General features: G+C 69.0%; 11 protein-coding genes and 1 pseudogene. 4 read left to right on the top strand and 8 right to left on the bottom strand.

Features of this window, described 5'->3' with window-relative positions; translation table 11 throughout:
• Positions 1 to 67: 67 nt before the first annotated feature.
• The 8 genes from ACWEOI_RS25365 to ACWEOI_RS25400 form a co-directional block, all read right to left on the bottom strand.
• Positions 68 to 844: a thioesterase II family protein gene (locus ACWEOI_RS25365; protein WP_452361225.1), complete on the bottom strand. Its 777-nt coding sequence runs from the start codon at positions 842 to 844 to the stop codon at positions 68 to 70.
• Positions 845 to 936: 92 nt separating this feature from the next.
• The gene (locus tag ACWEOI_RS25370; protein ID WP_452361226.1) at positions 937 to 1,464 is read right to left on the bottom strand and encodes an ester cyclase; all 528 of its coding nucleotides are present in this window, start codon (positions 1,462 to 1,464) and stop codon (positions 937 to 939) included.
• 31 nt (positions 1,465 to 1,495) lie between these two features.
• A complete protein-coding gene (locus tag ACWEOI_RS25375; RefSeq protein WP_452361227.1) occupies positions 1,496 to 3,010 on the bottom strand; it encodes an FAD-binding oxidoreductase in 1,515 nt (504 codons plus the stop codon).
• Between the two features lie 24 nt (positions 3,011 to 3,034).
• Complete coding sequence (locus ACWEOI_RS25380; protein WP_452361228.1) at positions 3,035 to 4,567, bottom strand: aspartate aminotransferase family protein; 1,533 nt, start codon at positions 4,565 to 4,567, stop codon at positions 3,035 to 3,037.
• Positions 4,564 to 5,427, bottom strand: coding sequence for an alpha/beta fold hydrolase (locus ACWEOI_RS25385; RefSeq protein ID WP_452361229.1), 864 nt, complete (start codon positions 5,425 to 5,427; stop codon positions 4,564 to 4,566). Before ACWEOI_RS25385 ends, ACWEOI_RS25380 begins: the two co-directional genes overlap by 4 nt.
• Positions 5,428 to 5,429: 2 nt before the next feature.
• A complete protein-coding gene (locus ACWEOI_RS25390; protein ID WP_357090521.1) occupies positions 5,430 to 6,743 on the bottom strand; it encodes an FAD-dependent oxidoreductase in 1,314 nt (437 codons plus the stop codon).
• Positions 6,744 to 6,901: 158 nt separating this feature from the next.
• Positions 6,902 to 7,825, bottom strand: a complete 924-nt coding sequence (locus ACWEOI_RS25395) for a zinc-binding dehydrogenase (protein WP_433671475.1) — start codon at positions 7,823 to 7,825, stop codon at positions 6,902 to 6,904.
• 120 nt (positions 7,826 to 7,945) lie between these two features.
• Positions 7,946 to 9,019, bottom strand: a complete 1,074-nt coding sequence (locus tag ACWEOI_RS25400; RefSeq protein ID WP_433671473.1) for an oxidoreductase — start codon at positions 9,017 to 9,019, stop codon at positions 7,946 to 7,948.
• Between the two features lie 134 nt (positions 9,020 to 9,153).
• Between ACWEOI_RS25400 and ACWEOI_RS25405 the strand changes: the two genes are divergently transcribed.
• The 4 genes and pseudogenes from ACWEOI_RS25405 to ACWEOI_RS25420 form a co-directional block, all read left to right on the top strand.
• Complete coding sequence (locus tag ACWEOI_RS25405; RefSeq protein ID WP_357090526.1) at positions 9,154 to 9,585, top strand: MarR family winged helix-turn-helix transcriptional regulator; 432 nt, start codon at positions 9,154 to 9,156, stop codon at positions 9,583 to 9,585.
• Between the two features lie 224 nt (positions 9,586 to 9,809).
• Positions 9,810 to 11,267 (top strand): purine-cytosine permease family protein, encoded by a 1,458-nt coding sequence (locus ACWEOI_RS25410; RefSeq protein WP_452361230.1) that lies wholly within the window; start codon positions 9,810 to 9,812, stop codon positions 11,265 to 11,267.
• A 53-nt stretch (positions 11,268 to 11,320) separates the two neighbouring features.
• A pseudogene (locus ACWEOI_RS25415) lies at positions 11,321 to 12,694 on the top strand (FAD-dependent oxidoreductase); the annotation flags it as partial.
• A gap of 72 nt (positions 12,695 to 12,766) precedes the next feature.
• On the top strand, positions 12,767 to 13,095 hold a 329-nt coding region (locus tag ACWEOI_RS25420; protein ID WP_452361235.1), incomplete at its 3' end, for a biotin carboxylase N-terminal domain-containing protein.

Below are 13,095 nucleotides of genomic sequence, written 5' to 3' on the forward strand. Positions count from 1 at the left end.
CATCAGAAGGCGTGATTTCAACGTAGCCGCGCGGTCGGAACAGGTTGGTAATCCGTTGGTAATTCAGTTATTTCGACCACATCGCGGTGCCGGTGGCCCGGTCCCGGATCTCCGCGTGCAGCGCGGCGACGTGCTCGTTGAGGAAGAAATGGCCCCCGCGAAACTCGCGCAACTCGAACTCGCCGTGCGTGTGCGCCCGCCATTCGGCCATCTCGGCGACGGTGGTCTTGGGGTCGAGGTCCCCGGTGAACGCCGTTATCCCGCAGCGCACCCGGGGCCCGCCGGTCCACCGGTAGCGTTCGATGGCGCGGTAGTCGCCGCGGATGACCGGCAGCACCATGGCGGCGATCTCCGGATCGGCGAGCGCGGCGGCGTCGGTCGCGCCCAGACGGACGACATCGTCGAGCAGTTCGGCGTCATCGGCCAGGTAGGTGCGCTCGTCGCGGCTGGTGGCGGGCGCGCGCCGGCCGGAGACGAACAGTTCGGTGAGCCGGGTCCCGGACCGTTCCAGTCGCAGCGCGACCTCGAAGGCGAGGATGGCTCCCATGCTGTGCCCGAAGAACGCGGTGGGCCGGTCCAGCCACGGAAGCAACTCCGCGGCAATGTGATCGGCGAGCCGATCGATATCGTCGACGACCGTTTCGGTGCGGCGTTCCTGGCGGCCGGGATATTGCACGGCGAGCACGTCGATTTCGGGCGCGAGGGCCTGCATCCATTTGAAGAAATAGCTCGCGGATCCGCCCGCGTACGGAAAGCAAACCAATCGGTGCGGGGCGTCGGGCGCCGGACCGAATCGGCGAATCCACGCGTTCGGAGAAGGGTTGCCGGACAGACGTTTTTCCATCACACGAATTCCCTTGTCGTATACCGAACGGTTTCGCGCCGGGCACCGGGGAGGGGTACCCGGTGCCCGGCGCGAACCGATCAGGAGGAGTGTCAGCCCATCAGGCCCAGCTGCTGCGACATCTCGAAGTTGTCGTAGCTGATGCGCCAGTAGCTGATCAAGCCGTCACGGAACTCGTAGGTGTCCATGCCCTCCAGATCGAACTTGCGCCCGGTGGCCGCGACCGGCTCCTCCGGGTGCTCCGGCGGCCAGCCGGAGATGCCGCCGGACAGGGTGCCCGAGCCGTGCCAGGGCACCACGATGCGGTTGCCGTCGAGAGACACCAGCGGCGCGCCGGTGGCCTCGAACCGCATGTCCGGGAACGCCTTGTAGGTGATCTGGGCGAAGAGGCGGAAGTCGTCGTGCCCCTTGCTGAACCGGCCGAACATGGCCGGGTCCTCGACCAGGATGTCGTCGGTGCACATGGCCAGCTGCGCGTCGATGTCGGCGGAGTTGACCGCCTTGTACCAAGCGCCCATGAAGTCGCCGATAGTGTCGGCGTCGGGCAGCGCGCCGCCCAGCCCGGCCCGGGCCTTGCGGTAGCGGTCGTCGAAGTACTCGATCTTCTCGAGCGATGTCATCGGATGCCTCCAGGGTGATCCGGTAGTGCGGTCAGTTGTCGCCGCGAACGGCCAGGGCGTGGGTGAAGTGGCCGCGCGGATCCCACGTCGCCTTGATCTCCCGCAAACGCGGCAGGGCGGCGCCGAAGTACAGCTCCTGCCACGGAATCGGCGCGGTGTGCAGCGCCGGGTCCAGCGGATCGGTGTCGGTGTAGTTCAGGACCGCGCCGTCGTTGGCGCCGCCCCGTCCCGGCACGCCACCGGTCGCGGCGTAGACGTCGGCGTAGAAGCGGCGCAGCCAGGCCAGCTGGGCCGCGTCCTCCTCCGGCGTCGCCCACATCACGATGTAGAGCATCTTGATGATCGAATCCCGCTGCGGGGACGCGGTTTCCGCGGCCTCGACGGTGTTGACGTGGCCGCCGTACCCGGCGATCTCCACCAGGGTGGCGGGGTTGCCGAACGCCGGATCGGTGAGGTTGCGGTACAGCGCCGCCACCTGGTCGGCGGGCAGCGCGGTGCGCAGGTAGGCCGACTTGGCCTTGAAGCGCCCCTTGCCTTCCCAGCCGTCGCCGCCCAGATCCGCCCACGCGGTGACGTGGGAGATCCACTCGACCCGCTTGCGCGCGTCGACCCGGTAGGTGATGCCGGCGCCCTCGGCCATGGCGGCCAGGAACTCGTCGAGCAGCCGGTCGGCGTCCGGGGTGGCCGCGTCGATCTGCGAGGACATCAGGAACTCGCCGGCCGAGATGTGCCGCGGCTTCAGCGCGCTGAACAGATTCACGTACGGCGAGTCGACGCCCGCGTGCTTCTCGTGCCAGGCGGTGAAGGTGGTGAGCAGCTTGCCGAAGGCGTCCTCGGTCAGCTGATCCCAGGACCAGACGACCTCGGAGACGATCAGTTCCCGCGGCGCCGAGGGCAACTGGCCGGCCGGTTCGGCGCCCGTCGCGCCGGGCGCGCGCAGCCAGAACTTGGTGGCCAGCCCGTAGGTGCCGCCACCGCCGCCGGTGTGCGCCCACCACAGGTCCCGGTTCGGGTCGTCGGCCCGCCGGGTCGCCACGACCTTGCGGGCCTTGCCGTCCGCGTCCGCGACGACGACCTCGACGGCCTCGAGGTAGTCGACGAGATGCCCGAACTGACGCGACAGCGGACCGTAGCCCGCGTTCGTCATCTGCCCGCCCAGCGCGACCGGCGGACCGATCCCGGCCGGGACGGTGACATGCCAGCCGTCGTACAGCTTCTGGTACAGGTCGGCGGTGCTGACGCCGGGGCCCACCGCGAACGCGGACAGCTCGGCGTCGTACTCGACCGAATTCAGTTGCGACGCACTGATGATGACCTGGATGTCGGCGTTGACGATCAGGTCCTCGTAGCACGCGCCACTGCTCTGCAGCGCGAACCGCACGCCGCGATCGAGTACGTGCTGCACCGCCGCCACGGCCTCGTCGGCCGTCTTGGGCAGCAGCACGTACTCGGGCGCGCCACTCCATCGGCCGTTGAAGCTGGCCGCGAGTACGCCGTAGCGCTCATCGTCCGGCGTCACCCGTTCGACGTCGAAGGTTTCGCTCATGGGGGTGTCTCTCCTTCTGTCCGGTCAGGCGATCGGCGCCAGGCGGGCGCCCTCCGCGTCGCGAATCTCGAGGCACACGTCGCGCAGGGCGACGATCAGCCGTTCGATGTCGGACGTGGTGAGGTGGACCGACGGCTCGAACCGCAGCGTGTAGACCGCGCTCGAGGTGGGGAAGGTGCGAATGTTGTGCTCGCGCAACAGGAAACCCGACACGTAGTAGCCGAAGAAGCCGCTGCCGTCGAGTTCCCGCAGCACCTGCGAGTCCGCCTCGGCCAGGTTCGCGAACTCCAGTCCGGCCATCAGGCCGCGGCCGCGCACGTCCGCGATCACGGTCGGGAACTCGTCCCGCAGCCCGCGCAGCGCGGTCAGCAGTTCCGAACCCCGTTGCGCCGCCGTGCGATACACCTCGCCGTCGTTCGCCTCGAGCGCGCCGAGCACCTTCTCCGCCATCAGGCAGGAGAAGCTGTCCTTGGCGAAGGTCGAGCTGTGCATCATCTCGAAGTCGCGCAGGTACCGCGACTCGCGCACCAGCAGCACCGCGGCCTTGGCGATGCCGCCGCCCAGGCTCTTGGCCATGGCGTAGTAGTCGCCGCGCAGGCCCAGGTGGCTGCTGGACAGGAACGCGCCGGTCCGGCCCATGCCGGACTGGATCTCGTCGACGACCACCGGGATGCCGAGGTCGGCGGCGACCCGATTGACGTCCTTGGCGAATTCCACCGGCACCTCGTGGATGCCGCCCTCGCCCAGGATCGGTTCCAGCACCAGGGCGCAGAACACCGGGAACGACCGCGGCGTCACCCGCACCCGGCCGTCGGCGATCTCCAGGTCGTGCAGGTCGCGCCGCTCGGCGGCGACGATCTCGTCGAGCGCGCCGGGCTGGTCCATCGGGACGAACCGGGCCTGGGCGGCCAGCGCCGAGAACACCGACCGGTAGATCGGGTTGTAGGTGAGCTGGACGCTGCCGGCGAGCTTGCCGTGGAAGGATCCGACGGGGCTCAGGAACAGCGGCGTGCTCGCGAACACCGCGTCGTTGTGCGCGGTCGCCGCGGCCACCAGGGCCTCGATGTCGCCCGACGCCCGCCCGTCCGCGACGGCGGCGCGCGCGGCCTCGACATTGGCCTCGAGTTCGGCCCGCAGCCCGGCGATCCGCGCGAAGCGTTCGAACTCGGCGTGCTTCATGGCGGCCTCGATGGCCTCCGCACCGCTGTTGGCGAAGATCGCGAAGTAGTTCTCGTCATCGTCCAGCTCCCGCCGGATGATCGAATTCAGCTGGGACACCACGCGATTGGCGTACGAGTGGCGCGAGAACTGGGCGTGGATCGGCGTCTGCGCGGCCAGCAGTCCGCGGGCGTGCTCGATCAGCTCGGGATTACTGTGCCCGAGCAGCGTCGAGCCGTAGCCGCCGACGAAGTCGAGGACGGCGATCTCCTGACCGTCCTTGCGGTAGTACAGGGTGTCGCCCTCACCGCGGGTGTACTCGACATCGAGTCCGGCCGTGGCCAGCACCCCGAGCAGATACGGTTCGGCGTAGTCCTGTGCGTTCTCGATCGTGGTCATCGGCTCTGGACCTCTCCGGCGCGCACCAGGTTCAAGATCTCTCCCGCAACGGTTTCCGGCGCCTGCTGCGGCTGCCAGTGCGAGGTCTTCTCCAGCGTGACCAGCCGGTACGGGCCGGTGACGTGCTGGGCGGTCTCGGTGACCGCGAGCTTGCTGACGGCGGTGTCGGTGACGCTCCAGACGAAGGTCGTCGGGACGGTCACCGGGCCGAAGCCGAACGGCTCACCGAGCAGGTTGTTGGCGCGGTACCAGTTCAGCGCGGCCTCGAGCACGGCCGGGTCGCTGTGCTTGGTGACGTAGCGGCTCACCTGTTCCGGGGTCAGCACGCCCTCCCCCGCCTGGGCGAACCACGCCCACAGCTGGGTGGCGTCGTCGGCGAGGAACTGCGCGCCCGAGTCGGCCGACATGAGGAACTCGACGTACTGCGAGCTGTGCTGCTGCTCCTCGTCGACCCGGTAGGCGTGCTGGTAGGCATCCAGGTGCGGGATGGCCAGCGCGACCAGGCTGCGCACCCGATCCGGGTGGCGCGCACCGAGATACCACGCGACCGCGGCGCCCCAGTCGTGACCGACCACATGCGCGGACTCGACGCCCAGCGCGTCCAGGATGCCGAGCGCGTCGGCCACCAGGTTCGGCAGCGCGTAGTCGGCGACCTCGGCCGGCCGCGCGCCGTCGGAGTACCCGCGCTGATCCGGGGCGATGGTGCGCAGCCCGGCCTCGTGCAGGATGGGCGCCACGTCGTTCCAGGACTCGCGGCTGTGCGGGAAGCCGTGCAGCAGGAGCACGGCGGGGCCGTCGGCGGGACCGGCGACATCGACGTCGAAGGTGAACTCGCCCAGGCTGATTCGTTCCACGGTCATGACTACTCCGCGAAGATCTTGGCTTCGAGGGCCGGCTCGTGCAGCACCGTGGCGGGATCGGCCAGGCCGATGACGCGCTGGTAGGCACGCGACACGTCGCCGTCGCGGGCGGCCGCGTCCTGGACCTTGGCGATGAAGGCGTGCGCCTCGAGGATCTCCGGGGTGCGCTCACCCTGGACCTCGGGGTAGCTCAGGTCGGCGCCGATCGCCATGTCCCAGCAGCCGTCGATGGCCTCGGCGGCCAGATCGCGGAAGTAGGCCAGCGGATCGATCTCGCCCTCGGCCTGGACGTGCTTGCGCAGCACGGCCGAACCCATGGCGGCGACCGTCATGCCCTGCGCGTAGCTGGGGTTGAAGCTGGCCACCGCGTCACCGATCACCAGGAAGCCGGCCGGGAAGGCGGTCATGCGCTGGTAGTGGCGGCGCAGGTTGGTGGGGAACTTGTAGGCGACCGGGTCGTTGAGCGGCACGGCCTGCTGCAGCGTCTCGTAGATGTCCGGCGCGGCAAGGGTCTTGATGAACGCCAGGAAGCCCTCGGGATCGGTCGGCGGGTGGTCGCCGAGGATGCCGTAGGCGGTCACGATGGCGCGGCCGCCGTCGATCTTCTGGCAGATGCAGCCGCGCGGCACACCGGCCGAGGCGACGGTGTTGATCGAGATGTCGTCGCCGAAGGCCTCGTCCGGGATGCGGTAGTACCGGGTGGCGTACCCCATGCCGATCTTGTGCTTCTCCTCCTCGACGCGGCCGAACTCGAGGTCGTCGAGCCACACCGAGGCGCGCGAACCGCGACCCGAGGCGTCCACCACCAGGTCGGCGGGGATCAGGGTCTCGTGCGAGTTCTCCGGGAACACCCACACACCGGCGATCCGCTTGCCGTCCTCGACCACCTCGAGGCGGCTGATGTCGGACTGCTCGGCCAGCTCCACGTTCGGCAGCGCCAGCACCCGCTCACGGATGTGGCCCTCGAAGAACGGACGGCTGGCGGTCAGGCAGACCAGGCCCGAGTCGACCTGAACCAGCTTCTTGCCGTTGATGATCCAGCGCACGTCCTTGGACGCGTCACCGATGGCCGCGCCGTCGGCGACCATCTTGTCGGTCACGCCGGGGAACAGCTCCTCGGCGATCTGCTGGCCGCGCGAGAGCAGACCGTGCAGGTGGTGACCCTGCGGCAGACCGCGACGCAGCAGGTTCGGACCGGTCAGGTGGTCCCGGTCGACAAGGGTTACCCGCTCGTACTTCTCGGCGAGCACGCGGGTGGCGAACAAACCGGCGAGCCCACCCCCCAATACGACGGCGCGGTTCTCTCGGGTGGTCATGGCCTGTCTCCTCTGCTCGTACCGCTCGTGCCAGTGGCTCTCCGCCCGTTCGCGCGCGGCCACGGGGTGAACGTATCCACGGGCGGCTCACCGATCGGTCATCGTCGAGACACTGGGCACGAATAGTGCTGGTACGAGCGGCTTTTCGAGGATCCGGCTCAGTCCGCGCGGCGCACGTCGAGCACCGCCTTGCCCGGGACGCGGCGGCTCACCAGGGCGTCGGCGGCGCGCAGGTAATCGGTCCAGTCGCCGCGCCAGCCGATGGCCAGATCCAGCTGCCCGCGCTCGGCCAGGCCGACCAGTTCGGCGAGCTCGCCGCCGAGCGGGGTGCCGATGACGAAGGTCTCGATCCGCGCGCGATCGACCCGGATGCGCGCCTCCTCGAAATCGATGAGGGTCGGCTGCTTGGAGGCCTTGCCGACCGCCACCACGGTGCCGCCGGTCTCGAGCCGCAGATAAGCGTCGGCCAGCTGCTGGCCTCCGACATTGTCGATCGCGCCGAACACCCGGCCGCGCAGGGCCGCGGGACCGAGGATCACCTCGGTCGCGCCCAGCTCGGCCAGACCCGCGCCGCGGGCCGGACTGCCCACCGAGGCAACGACTTCCGCACCGGCCAGATGCGCGAGCTGCACCGCGAACCGGCCGACGCCACCGGACGCGCCGGTCACCAGCACGCGGCGGCCGGCGATGTCGCCGAGCCGCCGGATCGCCTGCAGGGCGGTGACCGCGGCGACCGGAAGCGCCGCTGTCGCACCGAGATCCAGGGTGTCGGGCACCAGGGCCAGCTCCGCGGTGTCGACCGCGCGCTGCTCGGCCCAGGCTCCGCCCCAGCCGAAGGTCACCACGCGGCTGCCCGCGGGCGGACCGGAGCCGTCGGCCGCGGGGACGACGACGGTGCCGGCGGCGTCCCAGCCCGGAATGGTGCCGGTCGGCAGGTCCGGGACCCGGAAGGCGACCTCCCCGAAGTTGAACGAGAACGCGGCGACGTCGATCAGCGCCTGCGACGGGCCCGGCGTCGGGGCGGGCGCGTCGCCCAGGCGCAGCATGTGCGGGGCGGCCTGGTCGTGGACGAGTGCCTTCATCTTCAGTGCTCCTCTTCTCAGGGGATCGGCGGATATGGTCCGGGCGCACGGCCGCCCCGATTCCGTCCCGGCCGGGATCGGAAATCGGGGCGGCCGTTGCGAATTCAGTTATGGGGTGACTCAGCCCAGGGTCGGGTAGTCGGTGTAGCCGACGTGGTCGCCGCCGTAGAAGGTGGCCTCGTCGGGGGTGTTGAAGGGGCCGCCGGCCTTGATGCGGGCGTCCAGGTCGGGGTTGGCCAGCCACAGGGTGGCCAGCGCGACCGCGTCCGCCACACCGGATTCCAGCGCTTCCTTGGCGGCGTCGACCGTCGCGGGGAAGGCCTCGGGGGTGGCGTGCGGGTTGAGGATGATGCTGTTGGAGAAGGCCGCGCGCAGCTTGGTGGTCAGCTCGCGGTCGCCGCCCTCCATGATGTGCACGTAGGCGATGTCCAGGTCGGACAGCTTGGTGAGCAGCTCGACGTACAGCGGGGCCGGGTCGGCCTCGACGATGTGGTTGAACGGGTTGCCGGGCGAGAGCCGGATACCGGTGCGGTCGGCGCCGATGGCCTCGGCGACCGCGGCCACCACCTCGGTGACGAAGCGGATGCGGTTGGCGATCGAGCCGCCGTAGTTGTCGGTGCGCAGGTTGGTGTTGTCGGCCAGGAACTGGTGCAGCAGATAGCCGTTCGCACCGTGGACCTCGACACCGTCGAAGCCGGCGGCGATGGCGTTGCGCGCGGCGGCCACGAAGTCGGCGATGGTGGTGGTGATGTCCTCGGCGGTCATCTCCCGGGGCTCCGGGTGGTCGATCATGCCGTTGGGGGTGAACAGCTGCTCACCGGAGACCACCGCGGACGGGGCCAGCGGCAGCGCGTTGTCCGGGTACAGCATGGGGTGGCCGATGCGGCCGCAGTGGGTCAGCTGCGCGATGATGCGGCCGCCCGCCCGGTGCACGGCGTCGGTGACCTGGCGCCAGGCCTCGGTCTGGGCCTCGTTGTGCAGGCCCGGGGTCAGGAAGTAGCCCTGGCCGATGACGCTGGGCTGGATGCTCTCGCTGATGATCAGGCCGGCATTCGCGCGCTGCGTGTAGTACTCGGCGGTGAGCTCGGTGACGAGCCCATCCAGGGTGGCCCGGTTGCGGGTCATCGGCGCCATCACCAGACGGCTCGGCAGCTGCAACTGACCGATCGAGACCTGCTCGAACAGAGTGCTCACCTTGTACTCCTTGCTGGATCGAGTCGCGCGCCGGACTGGTGCGCGTAGTTACTTGATTGGATCAAGCACTATGCTGGCACATGTGATTTATCCAATCAAGTACCTTCGTCAAGTCTTGGCTTAGAATTTTCTGCATGGCAGTACCGGCAGGTCCCGTGAGCACATCCACCGACGTCGAGCGCGTGATGTTCGAATTCGTGGACGCCTACAACCACGCCTTCGAGGACGCCGCCCGTGACCAGGGCATGAGCATGGCCCACGCCTGCGTGCTCGGCCGGGTCGGCACACCCCGCGGGATGGGCGAACTGGCCGAGGAACTCGGCTGCGACGCCTCCAACATCACCCAGATCGTCACCCGGCTCGAGGCCCGCTCCTTGGTCCTGCGCCAACCCGACCCCGCCGACCGGCGCTTCCGGCGCATCCAGCGCACCCCCGAGGGCGAAGCCGTCAACGACGCGTTCGAGGACTCCTTCGACTTCCCCCGCCGCGCGGTCGCCAATCTGACCCCCGACGAACAACAGCAACTGGCCGACCTTCTCCGCAAAGCACTTACCCCGCCCCGGTGACCACACCGGCGCGAACACACCGAACTCATTGCGGCCCAACGCTACCCGTGGGCAAACCCTCTGATCAACGCGTGACGATCTCACGCGCACCGCTCTGACCTGCGCGAATGCTCCCTGATGTCCCGGCGATGACCGGGCGATGACGCTCGCGGCGATAGTTTCGCCGCGGACGTGTCGTGGACACGTCGGATACGGAAGCTGCACAAGGTATTCGGAGGCGCGCGGTGACCAGTCAGCAAGAGGACATCACAACCAGGGACCCGGCACCGGAGCCATCGGGGGATGCGTTCGGGCACATCGAGGTTCGCGGCATCGACTTCGTCCCCCCGCAGGAGCGCCGCGGCACGCCGCGTGAGCTGTTCACCATCTGGGCGGCGTCCAATGTCGCGTACATCTACATCGTGCTGGGCGGCACGGCGCTGCTGCTCGGCCTGTCGCTGTGGCAGGCGCTGGCGGTCGTGGTGCTGGGCAACCTGTTCTGGCTCGGCGTCGGCGCGCTCGCGGTCAGCGGCCCGGCGGCGGGCACGCCGAGCGTGGTGATCATGCGCTCCATGTTCGGCATTCGCGGTAACCGGCTCTTCGGCGCGGGGCTCAACTGGCTGATCGCCATCTCCTACGAGGCGATCAACCTGTCGTTCGGTTCGCTCGCGGCGTTCGCGCTGGCCGGGCACCTGGGCGTGACGGTGTCGACGCCGGTGAAGCTGGTCATCGTCGCGGTCATGGCGGTCGCGACCTTCACGATCAGCATCTACGGTCACGCGACGATCGTGCGGCTGAGCCCGTTCTTCACCGCGGCCCTGGTGCTCTGCTGTGTGCTGCTGGGCGTCTTCGTGTTCGGCCACGCCAAGTTCGATTACGTTCCCGCGCAGCCGCTCACGGGGTCCTCGCTGTGGTCGGCGCTGCTGGTCGGGATCGCACTGGTCGCGTCGGCTCCGCTGTCGTGGACCGTCGGCGCGGACTACGCGCGCTACCTGCCCGAATCGGTGTCGAAGCGCGCGGTGATGGGGTGGACCGCACTCGGCGGGTTCGTGCCCGCGGTCGCGCTGGGCGTCATCGGCGTCGTCGCCGGGACCAGCGTCGACATGACCGATCCCCAGACCTCGCTGAAGGGCATCCTGCCCGGGTGGTTCTACCCGGTGTTCCTGGCCGTGATCGTCGTCGGCGCGATCACCACCAATGTGCTCACCACCTACTCGTCCGGCCTGTGCCTGCAGGGACTCGGCGTGAAGATGCGGCGCTCGCAGACCGTGTTCATCGACGGCGTGCTCGGCGGCGCGATCACCTTCTACGCGCTGTTCGTCGCCGAGGACTTCCTCGCGACCCTGAGCCGGTGGCTGGAACTCACCGTCGTGGTGCTGGGGCCGCTGGTCGCCATCTACGTGACGGATATCGTGTTGCGCCGCAACCGGTATGACGGGGTGTCGCTCAACGACGAACACCCCGGCAGCGCGCAGTGGTACACGGCGGGATTCAACCTCGCCGGTGTCATGGCCATCATCGCCGGCGGCATCTCGGCGGGGCTGTGCATCCACACCACCTCGTGGGAGGGACCGGTGGCCTCGGCCCTCGGTGGCGCGGACCTGTCGGCGCTGGCCGGGCCGGCCGTCGCGGCCACCGTCTACGCCGTGCTCAGCCGCACGCTCTACCGCTCGCGGATCGCGACGGCCGAGATCGACGCGTGAACAACCGGCGGGTCGCGGCGCCTGTCGGTGACCGAAAAGTCGTGAAGGGAACCATGATTACCGAACAGAGTGCAGCGATCCGCCCACTACGCATTGCGATCGTGGGGGCGGGACCGGCCGGGATCTACGCCGCCGACGCGTTGATGAAATCCGATGGGCACGCCGGGTTCGACGGGGTGAGCATCGACCTCTACGAGCGGATGCCCGCGCCGTTCGGGCTGATCCGGTACGGCGTCGCGCCGGATCACCCGCGGATCAAGGGGATCATCACCGCCTTGCACAAGGTGCTCGACAAGGAGCAGGTGCGACTGCTGGGCAATATCGACTACGGGGTGGACATCACCCTGGAGGATCTGCGTCGGTTCTATGACGCGGTCATCTTCTCCACCGGGGCGAATGCCGATCGCGCACTGGACGTTCCGGGGATCGACCTGGACGGGTCCTACGGTGCGGCGGACTTCGTGTCCTGGTACGACGGGCATCCGGATGTGCCGCGGACCTGGCCGCTGGAGGCGGAGAAGGTCGCGGTGCTCGGGGTCGGCAATGTCGCGCTGGATGTGGCGCGGGTGCTGGCCAAGACCGGGGACGAGCTGCTGCCCACGGAGATTCCGCCGAACGTCTATGCGGGTTTGCGGGCCAACCAGGCGCTGGAAGTGCACGTGTTCGGCCGCCGCGGTCCCGCCCAGGCCAAGTTCACGCCCCTCGAACTGCGCGAACTCGACCACTCCCCCACCATCGAGGTCATCGTCGACCCCGAGGACATCGACTACGACGAAGGCTCCGAAGCCGCGCGCCGCACCTCCAAGCAGGTCGACATGATCTGCAACACCTTGGAGCAGTGGGCCATTCGCGATGTCGGCGACCGCCCGCACAAGCTGTTCCTGCACTTCTTCGAGAACCCGTCGGAGATCCTCGGCGAGAACGGCAAGGTCGTCGGTCTGCGAACGGAGCGCACCGCACTCGACGGCACCGGGAAGGTGAAACCGACCGGCGCATACCGTGATTGGGACATCCAGGCCGTCTATCGCGCGGTCGGCTATCTCTCCCAGCCGGTTCCGGGCCTGCCCTTCGACGAGGACAGCGGCACGGTCCCCAATACCGCGGGCCGCATCCCCGGCCTGGCCGCCACCTATGTCACCGGCTGGATCAAACGCGGCCCCGTCGGCCTCATCGGCCACACCAAGGGCGACGCCAACGAGACCATCGCGTGCCTGCTCGACGACGCCCCTGCCTTCACCCCCGCCGCCCAGCCCGACCCCGATGCCGTCATCGAATTCCTGGAACGCAAAGGCATCCCGTTCACGACCTGGGCGGGCTGGTACCGCCTCGACGCCCACGAACGCGCCCTCGGCGAACCGCAGGGCCGCGAACGCGTCAAGGTCGTGGAGCGCGACGAGATGCTGGCCGCCTCCGAACCCGGCAAGAAGACAGGAACCGCTGTGCCCACCACGCGAATCACGAAGGTCCTGGTAGCCAATCGAGGCGAGATCGCCGTGCGGGTGATCCGGGCCGCCAAGGACGCCGGAATCTTCAGCGTCGCGGTGTATGCCGAGCCCGACGCCGACGCGCCGTTCGTGAAGCTCGCCGACGAAGCCTTCGCCTTGGGCGGGCAGACTTCGGCGGAGTCCTATCTGGTGTTCGACAAGATCCTGGATGCCGCCGCCAAGTCAGGCGCCGATGCGATCCACCCCGGCTATGGGTTCCTGTCGGAGAACGCCGATTTTGCGCAGGCCGTGATCGACGCGGGTCTGATCTGGATCGGTCCGTCGCCGCAGTCGATTCGGGATCTGGGTGACAAGGTCACCGCGCGTCATATCGCCGAGCGCGC

This window comes from Nocardia sp. NPDC004340, from assembly GCF_053602575.1.

Excerpts from the sequence above, each read along its gene's own strand:
- ACWEOI_RS25365 (WP_452361225.1), bottom strand. The coding sequence starts at position 844 with ATGGAAAAACGTCTGTCCGGCAACCCTTCTCCGAACGCGTGGATTCGC.
- ACWEOI_RS25370 (WP_452361226.1), bottom strand. The coding sequence starts at position 1,464 with ATGACATCGCTCGAGAAGATCGAGTACTTCGACGACCGCTACCGCAAG.
- ACWEOI_RS25375 (WP_452361227.1), bottom strand. The coding sequence starts at position 3,010 with ATGAGCGAAACCTTCGACGTCGAACGGGTGACGCCGGACGATGAGCGC.
- ACWEOI_RS25380 (WP_452361228.1), bottom strand. The coding sequence starts at position 4,567 with ATGACCACGATCGAGAACGCACAGGACTACGCCGAACCGTATCTGCTC.
- ACWEOI_RS25385 (WP_452361229.1), bottom strand. The coding sequence starts at position 5,427 with ATGACCGTGGAACGAATCAGCCTGGGCGAGTTCACCTTCGACGTCGAT.
- ACWEOI_RS25390 (WP_357090521.1), bottom strand. The coding sequence starts at position 6,743 with ATGACCACCCGAGAGAACCGCGCCGTCGTATTGGGGGGTGGGCTCGCC.
- ACWEOI_RS25395 (WP_433671475.1), bottom strand. The coding sequence starts at position 7,825 with ATGAAGGCACTCGTCCACGACCAGGCCGCCCCGCACATGCTGCGCCTG.
- ACWEOI_RS25405 (WP_357090526.1), top strand. The coding sequence starts at position 9,154 with ATGGCAGTACCGGCAGGTCCCGTGAGCACATCCACCGACGTCGAGCGC.